Origin of the sequence: Nocardia sp. NPDC056564 (assembly GCF_042793755.1) — a bacterium.
In the GTDB taxonomy this organism is placed as follows: domain Bacteria; phylum Actinomycetota; class Actinomycetes; order Mycobacteriales; family Mycobacteriaceae; genus Nocardia.
In genome coordinates, this window is the sequence record NZ_JBHTUR010000002.1 from 218,583 (window position 1) to 236,300 (window position 17,718).

General features: G+C 69.4%; 13 protein-coding genes. 11 read left to right on the plus strand and 2 right to left on the minus strand.

The features are described from left to right. Positions 1–25: 25 nt before the first annotated feature. Positions 26–346, minus strand: coding sequence for a hypothetical protein (locus ACFQ9K_RS05000; protein ID WP_378719773.1), 321 nt, complete (start codon positions 344–346; stop codon positions 26–28). 159 nt (positions 347–505) lie between these two features. Between ACFQ9K_RS05000 and ACFQ9K_RS05005 the strand changes: the two genes are divergently transcribed. From ACFQ9K_RS05005 to gatB, 10 genes are all read left to right on the plus strand, one after another. After that, the gene (locus ACFQ9K_RS05005) at positions 506–1,843 is read left to right on the plus strand and encodes a sensor histidine kinase (RefSeq protein WP_378719772.1); all 1,338 of its coding nucleotides are present in this window, start codon (positions 506–508) and stop codon (positions 1,841–1,843) included. A 28-nt stretch (positions 1,844–1,871) separates the two neighbouring features. Beyond that, complete coding sequence (locus ACFQ9K_RS05010) at positions 1,872–2,567, plus strand: response regulator (RefSeq protein ID WP_378719770.1); 696 nt, start codon at positions 1,872–1,874, stop codon at positions 2,565–2,567. Positions 2,568–2,628: 61 nt separating this feature from the next. Next, the gene (locus ACFQ9K_RS05015) at positions 2,629–5,166 is read left to right on the plus strand and encodes a protein kinase (RefSeq protein ID WP_378719768.1); all 2,538 of its coding nucleotides are present in this window, start codon (positions 2,629–2,631) and stop codon (positions 5,164–5,166) included. Positions 5,167–5,185: 19 nt separating this feature from the next. Next, positions 5,186–6,046, plus strand: a complete 861-nt coding sequence (locus tag ACFQ9K_RS05020) for a hypothetical protein (protein ID WP_378719766.1) — start codon at positions 5,186–5,188, stop codon at positions 6,044–6,046. Between the two features lie 108 nt (positions 6,047–6,154). Next, entirely contained in the window at positions 6,155–7,711 is a 1,557-nt protein-coding gene (locus ACFQ9K_RS05025) for a protein kinase (protein WP_378719764.1), read from the plus strand. Positions 7,712–7,779: 68 nt separating this feature from the next. Beyond that, on the plus strand, positions 7,780–8,814 hold the full coding sequence (locus ACFQ9K_RS05030) for an ATP-dependent 6-phosphofructokinase (RefSeq protein ID WP_378719794.1): 1,035 nt from the start codon (positions 7,780–7,782) through the stop codon (positions 8,812–8,814). 79 nt (positions 8,815–8,893) lie between these two features. Further along, positions 8,894–9,337, plus strand: a complete 444-nt coding sequence (locus ACFQ9K_RS05035; protein WP_378719763.1) for a hypothetical protein — start codon at positions 8,894–8,896, stop codon at positions 9,335–9,337. A 68-nt stretch (positions 9,338–9,405) separates the two neighbouring features. After that, positions 9,406–10,545, plus strand: a complete 1,140-nt coding sequence (locus tag ACFQ9K_RS05040) for an MAB_1171c family putative transporter (RefSeq protein WP_378719761.1) — start codon at positions 9,406–9,408, stop codon at positions 10,543–10,545. 9 nt (positions 10,546–10,554) lie between these two features. After that, positions 10,555–11,934 carry an alpha/beta hydrolase family protein gene (locus ACFQ9K_RS05045; protein WP_378719760.1) on the plus strand — a complete coding sequence of 460 codons (1,380 nt, stop codon included), beginning with the start codon at positions 10,555–10,557 and terminating at the stop codon, positions 11,932–11,934. A 132-nt stretch (positions 11,935–12,066) separates the two neighbouring features. Next, positions 12,067–13,572 (plus strand): Asp-tRNA(Asn)/Glu-tRNA(Gln) amidotransferase subunit GatB, encoded by a 1,506-nt coding sequence (gene gatB, locus ACFQ9K_RS05050; protein ID WP_378719759.1) that lies wholly within the window; start codon positions 12,067–12,069, stop codon positions 13,570–13,572. A gap of 113 nt (positions 13,573–13,685) precedes the next feature. Here the strand turns inward: gatB and ACFQ9K_RS05055 are convergent, their stop codons facing one another. Then, positions 13,686–14,789, minus strand: coding sequence for a PQQ-dependent sugar dehydrogenase (locus tag ACFQ9K_RS05055; protein ID WP_378719756.1), 1,104 nt, complete (start codon positions 14,787–14,789; stop codon positions 13,686–13,688). 135 nt (positions 14,790–14,924) lie between these two features. On the opposite strand from ACFQ9K_RS05055, the gene ACFQ9K_RS05060 reads away from it, so the two are divergent. Then, complete coding sequence (locus ACFQ9K_RS05060; RefSeq protein WP_378719754.1) at positions 14,925–15,782, plus strand: DoxX family protein; 858 nt, start codon at positions 14,925–14,927, stop codon at positions 15,780–15,782. Positions 15,783–17,718 lie beyond the last annotated feature (1,936 nt).

The window sequence follows — 17,718 nt, forward strand, 5'->3', positions numbered from 1 at the left end:
TCGGTCAGCAGTTCCGTGTCGCGCACTACCGCGCCATGACTTCCGGCGCGTGCTGGCGGCGACGATACTGGGCATCGAGCACGGCGCGCAGCACCGGTTGCTCGGCGGCCAGCTCGAGGTAGGCCTCGAGTGCCGACTGCCCCTGTGCCATAGCCTGATCCAGCTTCGCGTCGAGGTGGATGTTCCAGCGATAACGCAGCGCGAGCAGCAACCCGTCCGCGTCGCCGAACAGGCGCTCCAGCTCCGGGATCCCGGTGAACAATCGCGGATCGGCCGGATCGACGGCGGCGCGGGCTAGGACGGCGTGCACGATTTCGGTGCGGGCATGCTGATCTTTCCAGGACATGAGCCTCGCCTTTCCGTGTGACGCTGTGTCTCACGTTACGGACGAGTGCCTCCGGTTGTCTTCGTGCCAGGGACCCGAATTCGTCTCCGCCCACGGTAGGAGAAGCGACCCGCTCCAGGAACGATGTACGGGCCGCGACCGGGCGGTTAGCCTTAGCCCATGGGTGTGATCGGCGTCTCCGCCCCGGCGCACGAGCCGAGGCGGATGACCCGCGCGTACCGGAGGTTCGCCGACGGGCTCCGGCACACCGGCGCCCGGATCGCCGACTTCACCCGGCAGCCGGTGGCCTCGTTCCTGCGCCGGGTCGAAGAGTTGCCGTTCGACTATCCGCCATCGGTCATCATCGTGGTCGACGTGGCGCTGATGCTGGTCGCGGTCGCGTCGGCGGTCCAGCGGCACAGCTACTTCCCGACCGCGCTCCCGATTCTGGCGGTGCTGCTGACCTCGGCGTTCGGTCCGATGTACGCGTTCCTCGGCGTGGTGCCGCGGCCCGCGACGCTGGGGCTTTTCGCGATGGCGGCCGAGGCGCTGTTCCTGGTTCAGCCGGTCTCGCCGGATCTCGCGCCGTTCGTGCTGGTCGCCGCGGCCGGCGAGGTGTCGGCCATCGCGGGGATGCGGGTCAGCGTGCCGACCACCGTGGCGATGATGGTCGAACTGGTCTTGTTCGACATGTACGGCAACCTTTCTCAGGGCCTGCCGTCCTACCTGGTCAGCATCGCGTTCGGCTGGATGGCCGGGGTGCTGCTGCAATATCAGCGCCGATTCCTCTACCAGGAACGCGGGTATCAGGACATTCGCGCGGCGCAGGCGGCCGACGAGGAGCGCCGCCGGATCGCCCGCGAGGTGCACGACGTGATCGCGCACTCGCTGAGCATCACGCTGCTGCATCTCACCGCGGCGCGGCACGCGTTGCAGACCGATCGCGAGGTCGACGAGGCGGTGGACTCGCTCACCGAGGCCGAGCAGCTCGGCCGGCAAGCGATGGCCGACATCCGGCGCACGGTCGGGCTGCTCGACGCACGACCGTCGAAACATCTGCCGGAACCGGGCGTGGACGACATCGAAAGCCTGGTCGGCGACTTCGCCAGGGCCGGGCTCGACGTGCGTTACCTCTGCGCCGAGGATCTGAGCGCGGTCTCGCCCGCGGTCGGGCTGGCGCTGTACCGGATCGGGCAGGAGTCGCTGGCCAATGTGGTCAAGCACGCGCCGGGCGCGTCCGCGCTGGTTCAGGTCGCGGTGGATGCCACGGCGGCGATCTTGACCGTGGACAACACGCTGCCCGCCGGGCTGCCCGCCCAGCGGGGCGCGGGAATGGGTGTGTCGGGCATGGTGCAGCGGGCCGAACTGCTCGGCGGGCGAATGATCGCGGGACCGTACGACGACGGCTGGTCGGTCCGGGTGGCCATTCCGCTGGCGCCGGTGCGGTCCGGGTTCATGTGCACGTCCTGGGCCGGTGTGCCGCACGGTGGTCCGTCGGCGATACGGGAGGCGCAATGAGACATCGCGGCGAGCCGGGAGCGACGCGGTGACGGCGGCGGCGCCCTCGGGTGCCGAGGACGCGGTCACCGTGCTGGTGGTGGACGACCAGGAGCTGGTCCGCGGCGGACTGCGCCGCATCCTGCGCCGCCGCGACGGATTCGTGGTCAGCGAATGCGCCGACGGGGACGAGGTGCTCGCCGCGGTGGCGGCCGAGCGACCCGACGTGGTGCTGATGGATCTGCGGATGAAGCGGGTCGGCGGCATCGACGCCACCCGCATCCTGCGTGCCCGCGCGGGCGCGCCGCCGGTGCTGGTGCTGACCACCTTCGACGACGATCAGCTGCTCTCCGGCGCCTTGCGCGCGGGCGCGGCCGGCTTCATCCTCAAGGACTCGCCGGCCGAGGACCTGATCCGCGCGGTGCGGATGGTCGCGGGCGGCGGCGCCTGGCTCGATCCGTCGGTGACCGAACGCGTGCTGTCCGCCTATCGGACCGTCCGGCCGAGCCCGACCCGCAGCACCGCTCGGTTGTCGGACCTGACCGCGCGCGAGTACGAGGTGCTCGAATTGATCGGACGCGGCCGGGTGAACGCGGAGATCGCCCGCGAACTCGGTATTTCCGAAGTCACGGTGAAAAGCCATGTCGGACACATATTCGGCAAGCTCGAGCTGCGGGATCGGGCCGCCGCGATCGTCTTTGCGTTTGACCACGGGGTGGTGACACCCGGAGAATCCACTCTTTGACGGGCAGGCGTCGCGAGAGTTATGCGTGCACTCCTGGCCCGGGATGTGGAGGATTGACGGGGTGGAGGCACCTGGGCCGAGAACCGGCACACGGTTCGGGCCGTACGAATTGCGATCGCTGCTGGGCAAGGGGGGCATGGGCGAGGTCTACGAGGCCTATGACACGGTGAAAGACCGGGTGGTGGCGGTCAAGCTGCTGCACGAGGAACTCGCTGGCGACCCCGCCTATCAGGTCCGGTTCCGGCGCGAATCGCAGGCGGCCGCGCGGGTTGCCGAACCGCACATCGTCCCCATTCACGACTGGGGCGTCATCGACGGCGTGTTGTTCATCGACATGCAGCTGGTGCCCGGCGTGGACCTGCGCACGCTGCTGCGCACCGAGGGCGCGCTGAGCCCGGTTCGCGCGGTGGGCATCATCGAGCAGATCGCCTCCGCGCTGGACGCCGCGCACGCGGGCGGCCTGGTGCATCGCGACGTGAAACCGGCCAACATCCTGGTCACGGCCGCGGACCACGCCTACCTCGCCGACTTCGGCATCGCGCACACCGAGGGCGACAGCGCCGTCACGGTGGTGGGCATGGCCGTCGGCTCCTACATCTACATGGCGCCGGAACGGTTCGACGTCGGCCAGGTCACCGGCCGGGCGGACATCTATTCGCTGTCCTGCGTGCTGCACGAGTGCCTGACCGGCGCCTCGCCGTTCCCGGCGGCCAGCATGAATGTGCTGATCCGGTCGCATCTTTCCGAGACACCGCCGCGGCCGAGCGCGCAGCAGGCGGGGATCCCGGCCGGGCTGGACGCGGTGATCAGCCGGGGCATGGCCAAGAATCCGGCCGACCGGTGGCCGACCGCCGCCGCGCTGGCGCTGGCCGCGCGGGCCGCGCTGTCGAGTCCGCCGCCGACCGGCACGGCCGAAATGCCCGCGACCGAGGTTCCCGCGGACGCGCCCGCGCCCACTGTGCCGCCGCCGACCGGGCCGATGCTGGTGGTTCGTGCGCCGGGGGCGGTGCCGCCGGAGTCCACGGGGGAGATCTCCGCGGTGATCCTGCCCGGCGCCCCGACCGTGGTGCGGCCGACCGAGATCCAGTTCACGACGTTGTCCGGGCCGCAGGAGCCCGCGGCGCCGTTCGGGCCTGCCCCGCGGTGGACGCCAGAGCAGGCGCTGCCGCCGGTGCGGCCGTTCCCGGACGCGCATCTGTACTCGGAAGAGTCCGGCGGACAGACGTATTCGGAGCAGTCCGGCGCGCAGCCGTACCCGGATCGGCCGGTCGGCCAGCCCTATCCGGACCCGATCAAGGGACAGCCGTACTCGGACCGGCGCGGCGGTCAGCCGTATCCGGATCAGCCCGGCGAGCGGTATCCCGATCAGCCTGGTGGGCAGCGGTATCCGGAGGTGGACAAGCCGTTCTCGGCCCAGTCCGGCGGCTCGCCGTACCCGGACCCGCGCGGGGCACGACCGTACTCCGACGAGCCCGGCGGACCGTCGTATTCGGACTCTCCTGGTGGGTTGCCGTATCCGGACTCACGCGGGGGACCGCTGTATTCGGATCAGCCGGGCGGACCGTATCCGGATCCGCGTAATGGGCAGCCGTATTCGGCTCAGCCGGGCGGGTCGTATCCCGACTCGCGTGGTGAGCAGCCGTATTCGGATGAACCCGAACCGCCGTACGCGGGACGGCCTGGGGCGCAGCCATACCCGGATCAGCCGACGGCGTTTATCGAACATCCCGGCGCGCAGGCCTATTCGCAGAGCGAGCCCTACGCGGGCGGGCAGGCGTACTCCGATCCCCAGCGGTACGAGACGACGAAGTTCGCGGACCCGCAGGGTTTCCCGCCGCCCGCCGACGACTACCCGCCCGATCAGTCGGCCACCCAGGCCTATTCGGCTCCGGACGGCTACCGCGCGCCGGAGGCGTATTCCGAGCCCGACGAGTATTACGGCGCCGGTGGATATTCCGCCCACGGCGGCCACGCGCGCCCCGACTACCCGCCGCCGAGCAACTACGCCGCGCAGCGCGAGTACGCGGAGCCGGGTTACGCGGACGACTACGACGACTATGAGCCGGAAGCGGATTCGTACGCCCCGACCGGCAAGCGCCGCTCCGTCGTGCTGCCGATCCTGATCGGTGTGGTGGTGATCGTGGTGATCGCCGTCGTCGGCGCGATCGGCTGGCAGGTGTTCACCTCCCGCAACGTCGCGCCACCCACCGACCAGCAGGCGGGCGCGCCGGTACCCACGGCGAGCGCGCAGCCCCCGGCGCCGGGCAGTTCCTCGCCCCCGCCGGTCGCGTCCACGCCGGCCAAGCCGACCACGGTCACCCTGCCCGCCGGCGCCAAGCCGTGCACCCAGGGCGGCTCGACCACGGGCTCGTTCACCAAGTCCGCCACCGGATCCGCGGCGACGACCTGTGCGTTCGCCGAGGAGGTGCGGCGCGCCTACGCCGAATCGAATACCGCGAGCACGGCGTCGCGGGAGTCGTCGCGCTCGGTCGTGGCGACCAGTCCGGTCACCGGCCGGACCTACACGATGAATTGCCTCAGCGAAGGCCAGCTCGTCACGTGTAGTGGCGGCGAAAATGCGGTGGTGTATGTATATTGATCGACCCCGGGTGGCTCGTGTGCGAAAAGCATTGGGCTACGCGGTATTAGCCGTATTCCTGGTGGCCGGATGCGGATCCGGCGGCAACGGTTCGGACGCGGCGGAGACCAGCATTACCGCGGCCGCGTCGCACGCGGACCAAAAGGGCCTGTCCATCACGGTTCCCGGCACGCTCGCCGCGGGCGTCGCCGAGTTGCAGGCGAGTACCCGCGGACGTCTCGGCCTGGCGATCATGCCGGTCGGCGGCGACCAGGTGGTCAGCTTCGGTGATTGGACCACCGGTCCCGCGTGGTCGACCATGAAGGTGCCGTTGACCATTGCCGCGCTGCGGCTCACCGGCGGCAGCCCGAGCTATGCCGCGTCGGCCGCGATCACCGCGTCCGACAACGCCGCCGCCGACACGCTGTGGCAATCGCTGGGCACCAATCAGGAAGCGGCGCAGGCGGTTCAGTCGGTGCTACGGGAGGGCGGCGACGCCAAGACCACCGTGCCCGCCACCCGGTCCAGGCCGGAGAACTCGGCCTTCGGGCAGGCGGATTGGTCACTGGCGGACCAGGTTCGGTTCGCCTCGCGCCTGCCCTGCCTGCCGCAGTCCGCGCCGGTGATCAATCTGATGGAACAGATCCAGGCGGCGCAGCGCTGGGGTCTCGGCGCGTTCAGCGGCGCCGAGTTCAAGGGCGGCTGGGGACCGGACGCGTCGGGCGCGTACCTGGTCCGGCAGTTCGGGCTGATCTCGACGCCGACCGGACAGCTCGCCGTCGCGTTCGCCGCACAGCCGGATTCCGGCGCGTTCTCCGACGGGATGACCATGCTGGACAAGCTCTCCACGGTTATTTCCCAGCACCTGAACGAGCTGGCCGGAGGGCGCTGCGCCGCCTGATCCGCCGAACTTGACCGGGTAACGGGTACCCCTGAGAATCCCGACGTACGGATGTGGGCCGCCAGGCCCGCGGTGCGCCGGGTCGCGCACGTGAGTGGAGGTGACGGGGTGGACGGACCGCGGACGAGGATCGGGACTCGATTCGGTCCTTACGAGCTGCGCTCGCTGCTGGGCCGCGGCGGCATGGGCGAGGTCTACGAGGCCTACGACACGGTGAAGGACCGGGTCGTCGCGGTCAAGCTGCTGCCGACCGCGCTCGCCAAAGACCCGATGTACCAGGAGCGATTCCGCCGCGAATCGCAGGCGGCCGCGCGGGTCGGCGAACCGCACGTCATCCCGATCCACGACTGGGGCGAGATCGACGGCGTGCTCTACATCGACATGCGCCTGGTCCGCGGCCACGACCTGCGCTCGGTGCTGCGCGGCGGGGGACCGCTGACGCCCGCCCGCGCGATCGGCATCATCGAGCAGATCGGCGCCGCGCTGGACGCCGCGCACGCGGAGGGCCTGGTGCACCGCGACGTCAAGCCCGCCAACATTCTCGTCACCGCCTCGGACTTCGCCTATCTGGCCGATTTCGGCATCGCCAGGTCCGCCAAGGATCCGGACATGACCGGCACCGGCGCCGCGGCGGTCGGCTCCTACAGCTACATCGCGCCGGAACGCTTCGAGAACGGCCCGATCACCGGCACCGCCGACGTCTACTCGCTCGCCTGCGTGCTGTTCGAATGCCTCACCGGCACACAGCCTTTCCAGGCGAACGAGATGAGTGTGCTGATCCGCTCGCATCTTTCGATGCCGCCGCCGCGGCCGAGCACCGTCCGGCCGGGCATACCAGCGGCATTGGACGAGGTGGTCGCGCGCGGCATGGCCAAGCGGCCGACGGATCGCTACTCGACCGCAGGCGCGCTGGCGTCGGCGGCGAAGTCGGCGCTGACCGGCCGCGCGGTCGTCGCGGTGACCGAATTGCCCACCGATCGAATGGGATTGGTGCGACCGAAGGCGCCGCCCACCGTAGTGTTCCCGAATGTCGGACCGCAGCCGGTGATCGCGAACGCGCTGCCCACCGACGCGATTCCACGACCGCTATCGCCCAGCCGACCCGGCGTGAACCGGATCTCCCGGCCGCCGGAACCGAGGCGCGGCGAGGTCGTTCGACGCGAACCGCACCGAGTCCAGGAGCCGAATCCGGGTCGCCCGGATACCGGTCCCGAACCGGCCGTGGCGGCAGCAGCCGGAGTGGACGAGCCGAAGGCGCCGGGCCCGGCGAAACGTTCGTCCCGGCGCAAATGGCTCACCGTGGCCGGTGCGCTTGTGGTCGTGCTCGGGCTCGCTGGTGCGATCGGCTGGTTCGAGCGGGACGCGATCTTCCCCGGCCCGGTCACCCCAACCCTCGCGCCGGTGCCGGACAACGCCAAGGGATGCGCGACGAAATACCCGCCCGCGGGCCGGTTCACCTACTCGGCGATCGGCAACGTGTTCACCACCTGCGACTTCGCCGAGGAACTCCGCAAGGCCTACAGCGCGGGCTCCGACGCCGACGGCACCAGGCAGGTCGTCGCGTTCAGCCCGGCGACCCAGCAGAACTACACCATGGAATGCGTTACCCGGGACGGTCTGGTCACCTGTAACGGCGGCGAGCGCGCGATTGTGTACATCTACTGATGGCCGATTACCCAGGCTTCGCGGGGGTCGTCCTGCCGAACGCGGCCCGGCGGGGCAAGATAGCGGCCATGCGCATCGGAATCCTGACCGGAGGCGGAGACTGCCCAGGACTGAACGCGGTGATCCGTGCTGTCGTTCGCACCGCGAACGGCCGCTACGGCGACGCGATCGTCGGGTTCGAGGACGGTTGGCGCGGGTTATTGGAGGATCGAAAGATCCAGATCCACAATGACGACCGCACCGACCGGCTGCTCACCAAGGGCGGCACCATCCTCGGCACCGCCAGGACCAACCCCGACGTGCTGCGCGCCGGGCTCGGCCGGATCAAACGGACCCTGGACGACAACGGCATCGACGCGCTCATCCCGATCGGCGGCGAGGGCACGCTCACCGCGGCCAGCTGGCTGTCCGACGAGGGCGTGCCGGTGGTCGGCGTGCCGAAGACCATCGACAACGACATCGACTGCACCGACGTCACTTTCGGCCACGACACCGCGTTGAGCATCGCCAGCGAGGCGATCGACCGGCTGCACACCACCGCGGAATCGCACCAGCGCGTGATGCTGGTCGAGGTGATGGGGCGGCACGCGGGCTGGATCGCGGTGAACGCGGGCATGGCGGCCGGCGCGCACCTGACCCTGGTGCCCGAGGTGCCGTTCGACGTCGACGAGGTGTGCGCGATGATCAAGCGCCGCTTCCAGCGCGGCGACAAGCACTTCATCTGCGTGGTCGCCGAGGGCTCGCATCCGGCGGAGGAATCCGGTTTCGCGTTGCGCGAGGGCGGGATCGACGAATTCGGCCACGAGCGATTCACCGGCGTCGCCCAGCAGCTCGGCGCGGAGATCGAACGCCGCATCGGCAAGGAGGTCCGCACCACCGTGCTCGGCCACGTGCAGCGCGGTGGCAGCCCGACCCCGTACGACCGCGTTCTGGCCACCCGGTTCGGCCTGCACGCCGCCGAAGCGGTGCATGCCGGGCAGTTCGGCCAGATGGTCGCGTTGCACGGCAGCGCCATCGACCTGGTCCCGCTGGCCGAGGCCACCAAGCAGCTCAAGCGGGTGCCCGACGAGCGCTACCGCGAGGCCGAGGCGTTCTTCGGCTGAGCGCCGAATTGGTCAGCGCCACAGCCGATCAGCGCCGCCCCGGCGGTGCGGCCACGGCCGCCGGGTTACGCTGGCGGGCATGGCCGACTTACTCGTGCACGACCTGCCGGACGCCGACGTCGTCGTGCTGCGCCGCCGGGCGCGCGCCGCCGGACTCCCGCTGCTCGGCTACGTGCGTGCGGAACTGATCGCGCTGGCCCGCAGGCGCAGCGCCGACGACACGATCGTGGAATTCCTGGAGTCCGAAGGCCGCGAACTGATTCCGGAGATCGGTGCGGCCGCCGTCGCCCTGTTCGACGTCTACGATCTGCCCGCCGACGCCCTCGCCGTCTTCGGCCGGCGCGCCTACGCCACCGGCCAACCGCTGAGCGACTACGTCCGCCAGGCCCTGATCACCTCCGCGCGGCGCAGCACCTTCGACGACGTCATGCTCGAATTCCACGAGGCGCAAGCGCTCGATCCGAGCCTGCACCTCGATATGGAATCCGTCGCGGCGTCGGTCCGCTACGCACGGGGCGAATGACCGATTCCGCGCCGGACCGTTAGCCGGTACTCGCCGCGCACGGACCGGCCGGCCAGCAGGGAGCGTCGTTGATATCGCCGATCTCCGATGCCGTCGAGTGGACGGTGATCGGGTACACCGCGCTGATCGGGATCGGTCGGCTGCTCTTCACCAGCAAGACGACCTTCGATCAGCTGGCCAATCGGATGCTGCTGTGGTTTCTGATCTGTCTGGTGCTGTACCGGTGCACGCCGGTCGCGAGCGTGCGCAGCGTGCCGAACCAGCTCGCGCTGGGGTGCATCGCGATGATCGTCATGTATCTCTACGGCCTGGTCCGGCTGTGGGAAGCGGGCGCCGAGTCGGCACGGACCTGGCGGCGGCAGCGGATCTACTGTGCGGTCGCCGTGGTCTCGACGGTGGTGATCATGCTCGCCGGTCCGTCCGCCGGGAGCGCCGGGCGGTTGGTCGAGCACAACCTGAATTGGGGCGGGCTGGTCTTCTGGACCGCGCACAGTCTGCCGCTGGTCGCATCCATGCTGGTGTTCACCCGGTTGTGTGTGCACGAGCTGCGCGCACAGCACCACCGGCCACTGATCCGGGCGCTGTGTGTGCTGATGCTGCTGTCCATCGTGCCCTTCTACACCGACGTCGTGCTCGTCACGGGCGAGGTGCTCTGGGGCTGGCAGCTGCCCTACCCGCATCTCGTGCGGGTCGAAATCGCCTGCACCAGTATCGGATTCTTCGCCACCACGCTCGTCGCGGCGCCGGTGATCGGGCACCTGCTCGAGCATGCCGGACTGGATCGGGACGGACGGGTCTGCCGCCGGTTGCGACCGCTGTGGCGGGACGTCACCGCGGCGGTCCCGGAGATCGTGATGTCTCCCGATGCCGGACCGGGCCGGCGCGATACGACCGCCCGCCTGCTCCGGATGACCGTCGAGATCCGGGACGCGCTCCTGCATCTCGGCCCCTATCTGCCCGCCGTGCCCGCCCGCCCCGAGTCGTCGACGCCTCCTCCGGACGGGTCCGAGGACCAGTTGCGGGAGTACGCGTGCCGCCTGGCCGCAGCCGCCCGGTCGAGGCGGGCGGGTGTCATACCGCCCAGCTCAGGGGCTGTGCCACAACCGTTTCCGGCCGCCCAGGACTTCGACACCGAACTGCGGCAGCTGCTGGAACTGGCCCGGGTCTGGCCTGCCGGACGGACCGGAGGTGTCACCGGCGGTCGGTAGTGTTGAGGCATGCGCACTGGGAGACTGATCGCGTTGGTTCTGTTCGTTGTCGGTGTTCTGGTCGCGGGTTGCTCGTCGGACTCGAATCCGCCGGAACCGACGACCGGTGATTGGCACGGGGTGATCGAGGTTCCCGGCCAGCCGATCCCGATCGGGGTGACGTTCACCGGCGAGGACACCGCCACCATCGACATCCCGCTGCAGGGGGTGGTGCACAAGCAGCTGAAGGACGTGCGGTCCAGCCGCGACGGGGTGTCCTTCGCGATCGCCGACGTCCCCGGCGACCCGAGGTTCCAGGGCGCCTACGACCAGGGCGCCGACCGGATCGCGGGTGACTTCGTCCAGAGCGGGAAGACCTTCAAGCTGTCGCTGGAGCGCGGCAAGGTCGCCCCGCTGAACCGCCCGCAGGAACCGAAGCCGCCGTTCCCGTACCGGTCCGAGGACGTCACCTACCGCAGCGGCGACATCACCATCGCGGGCACGCTCACCAAACCTGAAGGCAATGGCCCGTTTCCCGCGGTCCTGCTGATCACCGGCAGCGGCCCGCAGGATCGCGACGAAGAATTGTTCGGGCACAAGCCTTTCCTGCTGGTCGCGGACACGCTGACCCGGGCGGGCTACGCCGTCCTGCGCACCGACGATCGCGGGATCGGCGGCACCGGCGGCAAGCTGGACGACGCGAACTACACCGACCTGGCCAACGACGCGGCGGCCGGCGTCGGGTTCCTGCGCGGACGTCCGGACATCGATCCGGCGCGGGTCGGCCTGTTCGGCCACAGCGAGGGCGGCTATCTCGCGCCGCTGGTGGCCGCGCGGCCGGACAGCGGTGTCGCGTTCGCCATCCTGATGGCCGGGCCGGGTGTGCCTGGCGCCGATGTGCTCGTCGAGCAGACCCGGTTGATCGCCGCCGCCAACGGCGCCCCCGCCGAGGTGGTGGACAAGCAGGTGCGGGAGACCACTGAACTGGCCGCGCTGTTGAAGGTGGGCGACGTGGCGGGCGCGAAGGAGCTCGTGCGCAAGCAGAACGCGGCCAAGCCCGCCGACCAGCAGGCCCCGGAGTCCGAGGTCACCGCGGGCATCACGCCGTATCTGGCCGCGCTCGTCGGCTACGATCCGGCGCCGGCGCTGTCGGCCCTGCGCATTCCCGTGCTCGCGTTCTACGGCGGCAACGACCTCCAGGTGCCGCCCGCGCAGAGCGAACAGCCGATGCGCGCCGGCCTCGCCGCCGACCCGGACGCGACCGTGCATGTCTTCCCTGGTCTGAACCACCTCATGCAACCCACCCAGACCGGCCTGCCCAGCGAGTACGCCACCATCGAGACGACCATCTCGCCGGACGTGCTCACCTTCGTCACGGGCTGGCTGACCCAGCGCATCCAGCCGAAGTAGACGCCGAGGAGCCCGTGTGTCTGCGGGTTGGGGCTTACATAGAATGTTTCGCATGAGCGAGCGCAGCGAGCGGAAATTAGGCACAGCCACTTGTGGGGTCATGGCGGAGCCGAGCGTTAGCGAGGCGCAGGCATGAGCACACCCACACTCGATTTGATGGACTACTCGGACGTCATCGCTCGCTTCGAGCCGGTGCTCGGCCTGGAGGTCCACGTCGAGCTGAACACCGCGACCAAGATGTTCTGTGGCTGCCCGACCGAATTCGGCGCGGAGCCGAACACCCAGGTGTGCCCGGTCTGCCTCGGCCTGCCCGGCGCGCTGCCGGTGGTCAACGAGAAGGGTGTGGAGTCGGCGATCCGGATCGGCCTGGCGCTGAACTGTTCGATCACCCCGTGGGGACGCTTCGCCCGGAAGAACTACTTCTACCCGGACCAGCCGAAGAACTACCAGATCAGCCAGTACGACGAGCCGATCGCCACCAACGGGTACCTCGACGTGCTGCTCGACGACGGCAGCACCTTCCGGGTGGAGATCGAGCGCGCGCACATGGAGGAGGACACCGGCAAGTCGACCCACGTCGGCGGCGCCACCGGCCGTATCCACGGGGCCAGCCACTCGCTGCTCGACTACAACCGGGCCGGCGTGCCGCTGGTCGAGATCGTCACCAAGCCGATCACCGGCGCGGGGGAGCGCGCGCCCGAGGTGGCCCGCGCGTATGTGACCGCGCTGCGTGAGGTGCTCGAGTCGCTCAACGTATCCGACGTCAAGATGGAGCAGGGATCGCTGCGCTGCGACGCCAACGTGTCGCTGATGGCGATCGGCGCCAAGGAATTCGGCACCCGCACCGAGACCAAGAACGTGAACTCGCTCAAGAGCGTCGAGGTCGCCGTCCGCTATGAGATGCGCCGCCAAGGCGCCGTGCTCGCCGCCGGCGGCACCATCGTCCAGGAGACCAGGCACTTCCACGAGACCGACGGCAGCACCTCGTCGGGCCGGATCAAGGAAACCTCGGAGGACTACCGCTACTTCCCCGAGCCGGACCTGGAACCCGTTGCGCCGGAGGCGGACTGGGTCGAGCAGCTGCGCGGCACCATTCCCGAGTACCCGTGGCTGCGCCGGGCCCGCATCCAGACCGACTGGAACCTGTCCGACGAGGTCATGCGCGACCTGGTCAACGCGGGCGCGCTCGACCTGATCATCGCGACCGTCGACGCGGGCGCCCCGGTCAACGAGGCTCGCTCCTGGTGGGTCGCCTACCTCACCGAAAAGGCCAAGGAACGGGAGGTTTCGCTCGACGACCTGCCGATCACCCCGGCCCAGGTGGCCGAGGTGATCAACCTGGTCGAGGCGAAGACGGTGAACAACAAGGTCGCCAAGCAGGTCGTCGACTTCGTGCTGGCCGGCGAGGGCGAGCCCGCGCAGATCGTCGAGGCCAAGGGGCTCGGCATGGTCAGCGACGACAGCGCGTTGCAGTCCGAGGTGGAGAAGGCGCTCGCCGCCAACCCGGACATCGCCGAGAAGATTCGCTCGGGCAAGGTGCAGGCCGCGGGCAAGATCGTCGGCGACGTCATGAAGGCGACGCGCGGGCAGGCCGATGCGGCCCGCGTGCGTGAACTCGTGCTGGCCGCTTGCAGCTGAGTTCAGCACTGCGGCAGGCAGGTTCGGGCCGGCATTCGCCGAACCCGTTCGCGCGCAACCGCTAACGCAAAGGGCCGACTCCGCGGAGTCGGCCCTTTCGCTGTACCCGGGGGTTAGTCCGGGCCGTTGCCACCGGCCTGCGGCGGCGGAATGCGTACCACCCGATCGTCGTTCGGCGTCGGCTGGCCGTCGGTCTTGTTCACCGTGCCCACCCAGATCGCCCCGTCCGCGCCGACCGCGGCCCCGCCGAGCTGGCCGTACTTGTCCTGCGCGATGAGCGTCGGGGCCGAGGTGACCGCGTGCGTGGTCGCGTCGGCCGCCGCGATGGCGAGCGCCTTGGCCTTGGTTAGCGAGATGGCGACGCCGTCGGTCGCGGCCGCGCAGCCCGCGACGCCGGGCCGGTCCGGCCAGGTCCACGCGGTGGTCACCACGCCGTCGGCGCCGAGCCGCTGCAACCGGTCCTCGACGGCGGTGCGGTCGGTGATCCAGACGCTGTCCTTGCTGTCCCGGCAGACGTCACCCGCGACGCCGATGCCCGACACCGCGACCTCCGCGGTGGCGCCCGGCGCGGGGGAGTTCACCCGCAGCAGCTTGCCCGCCAGCGAGGACGGCGAGCTCGCGGCGCCGGGATTGCCGGAGTCGCCGGTGAGCACCAGCATCTGGGTCGGCGTGGCGAAGTCGATGGCCCCGTGGTTTCCGCTGGGGCCCTTCGGGATTCCGGTCAGGATGGCCTTGGGCGCCCCGCCGCCGCGGGCGATGCGGATCACCCGGTTGTCGCTGGGGGTGGTGACGTAGGCGTAGATCAGCCCGTCCTCCTGGAAGGTCGGGGAGAGCGCGATGTCGCTGAGCCCGCCGTCGCCGGAGCCGTCCACGTCCACCTGCGCGAACTCGGTCGGCGGCGTATCCGGCGCCACCTTCAGGATGCGTCCGGTGCGCCGCTCGGCGACCAGTGCGCCGTCGCCGAGCGCGACCAGTCCGCCCGTGGTGTCCAGGCAGGTGGCCACCACCGCCGGGTCCGGGTCGATGCACGGCCCGCTGGGCCGGGTGGTCGACGTCGGCGGCTGCGACGGTTTGTTCGGGTCGATGTTCGCCCCGTGCAACGTCGGTTCCGGCGTGAACGGGCTCGACGCCGAGTCATCGAACCGCGCGCATCCGGTCACCAGCACGGACCCGAGCGCCAAGCTCGCCGCAACGCGACCAACGACAACCAACCTCATAGCTCAGACGTTACGGAAAACCCTCCGTCCCCGCCCCTCCGGCCCACCGATGTGGCGCACATGTTTTTAAATGCCGACCACCACGCCGTGGTGTTAGGGGCCCGCTGTGCGGCGGCGCAGCATAGGGTATTGGCCGTGACCGAGAAGCCGAAAGACACATCCGACCCCTCGGCGGCCCAGCGTTCCGTGCCGTCCACGGCCGAGCAGTCGGCGGTGTCGTCCACCGGTCGAGGCGTGAGTTCTCCGTTCGATTCGCCGACCGAGCAGTTCCCCAAGTTGACCAAGGACGTGCCGCGCACGGACGACGAGCTCGGCTTGGATCCGCAGGTCCCGTCGGTCGACGCGAGCGGCACCTCGCCGGAAGCACCGCCCGCCTACGCCTACGCCAGCATCCCGCCCGCCGCGAACGCGCCCACCGACACCGGCAGGCTGCGCCGCCGCAACGGCGACAACCGCCGCGGCACACTGGATTTCGGCCTGTTCCTGCTGCGCCTGATCGTCGGCGGCGTGTTCATCTATCACGGGCTGCAGAAGCTGACCGGCTGGTTCAACGGTCCCGGCCTCGACGGCACCCGCGACATGATGGAGAACGGCGGCTGGGATCACCCGACGCTGGCGGCCATCCTGGTCACCGTCGGCGAGGTCGGCGGCGGCGCGCTGCTCGTGCTCGGCCTGGCCACCCCGTTCGCCGCGGGCGCGGTGCTCGCGGTCATCCTGGACGCCTGGGCCTGGAAGCAGGGCATGATCCCCGGCTTCCAGTTCAAGGCCGCCGTGCCCACCGGCGTCGAACTCGAGAGCATCCTCGCCGGCACCGCCGCGGTCATCATCCTCACCGGCCCCGGTCGCTGGGCCTTCGATCGCAACCGCGGCTGGGCCACCCGCCCCTTCGCCGGCTCGTTCGTAGTCCTGCTGCTCGCCGTAGCCGCCGCCGTCGCCACCTACTGGTACCTGCACGGCGGCAACCCCTTCACCGGCATCGGCCCCTTCGACTAACCGGCCCCACCCCAAACCCCCGGCGCCCCTCACACTTTCGAGGGGCGCCGCTCGTCTATCCACACCAACCCCAACACCCCCCAATCAACCCCGCCACCCCGCCCACCTGCCCACAACTACCCGCCAACCGGGACCTGACAGCGGCCAACATCGACCACCCGCCCCGCCCAGCCCCCTCGGCGTCGGCAACCGCATCGAGTGGGACCTGGCTGCGGCACCTTCCGGGTAATAGCGCCCTCATGTCCCGTCCGCCACCGCGCGTTGCATCAGGTGGGACGTTGGTTGCGGTGTTTGTCGAGTGGGCGGTACGTCATGTCCTGTTCGGGGTGGTGCGTTGCGTCGGGCGGGACGTGGTGGCGGTGTTGGTCGAGTTGTCGCTGTTGGCCGTTGTACGAAACATGATGGCGCACATCGAGTTAGCCCACTGTCGTCCTACGTGCCAAGCGTTGGTGTGGGTCTGTTCATCGAGCGGGACTAGGCGGAGGCGGAGGTCGAGTAGCAGCGCGCTCATGTCCCGGTCGTCACCGTGCGTTGCGCCGGGTGGGACATATGGTTGCGGTGTTTGTCGAGTGGGCCCGCTGCCATGTCCCGTTTGGGGTGGTGCGTTGTTTCGAATGGGATGTGGTTGCGGCGCTGGTCGAATGAGTGCACTGTCACGTCCCGATTGCCAGCACATGGCGGCGAGTTGGTCTGTCCAACGGGACATCGTTGTGCCGAATGCCGAATGCCGAATGCCGAATGCCGAATGGGAGTCGGGGATATGTCCTGTTGGGCGGAGGTGTTGGGGGGAGAACGCAATCCGGCGCCCCTCCAGTGGGCGCCACGTCATGTCCCGTTCGGCGTGACGCGTTGCCTCGAGTGGGACGTGGTTGAGGTGTTTGTCGAGTGGGCGCGCTGTCATGTCCCATTCGGGGTGGTGCGTTGCGTCGGGTGGGACGTGGTTGCGGATTTGGTCGAGTCGTCGCTGTGGCCTGTCGTACGAAACATGATGGCGCACATCGAGTTAACCCTCTGCCGTCCTACGTGCCAAGCGTCGGCACGGGTCAGCGCATCGAGCGGGACTAGGCGGCGGCGGAGGTCGAGTAGCAGCGCCCTCATGTCCCGTTCGCCACCGTGCGTTGCGTCGGATGGGACGTGGTTGCGGTGCTGGTCGAGTCGTCGCTGTTGACCGTCGTACGAAACATCATGGCGCACATCGAGTTAGACCGCTGCTGTCGTGCGTGCCAAGCGTCGGCTTGGTCTGCTCATCGGGCGGGACTTGGTGGCGGCGGAGGTCGAGTAGCAGCGCCCTCATGTCCCGTTCGTCACCGTGCGTTGCGCCGGGTGGGACATGGTGGCGGTGTTTGTCGAGTGGGCGCGCTGTCATGTCCCGTTCGGGGTGGTGCGTTGTTTCGAGTGGGATGTGGTTGCGGCGCTTGTCGAATGAATGCACTGTCACGTCCCGATTGCCAGCACGTGGCGGCGGGTTGGTCTGTCCAACGGGACATCGTTGAGCCGAATGCCGAATGCCGAATGCCGAATGCCGAATGGGAGTCAGAGATGTGTCCTGTGGGGTGGAGGGGTTGGGGGATAACGCAATCCGGCGCCCCTCAAGTGCCGCTACGGCATGTCCCGTTCGGGGTGATGTGTTGCCTCGGGTAGGGGTGGTTGCGGAGTTGGTGGGGTCGTCGCTCTGGCCTGTCGTACGAAACATGATGGCGCACATCGAGTTAGCCCTCTGCCGTCCTATGTTCCAGGCGTCGGCATGGGTCTGCTCATCGAGCGGGACTTGGTGGCGGCGGAGGTCGAGTAGCAGCGCCCTCATGTCCCGTTCGCCACCGTGCGTTGCGCCGGGTGGGACATGGTGGCGGTGTTTGTCGAGTGGGCGCTCTGTCATGTCCCGTTCGGCGTGGTGGGTTGGGTCGGGTGGGACATGGTTGAGGTGTTTGTCGAGTAG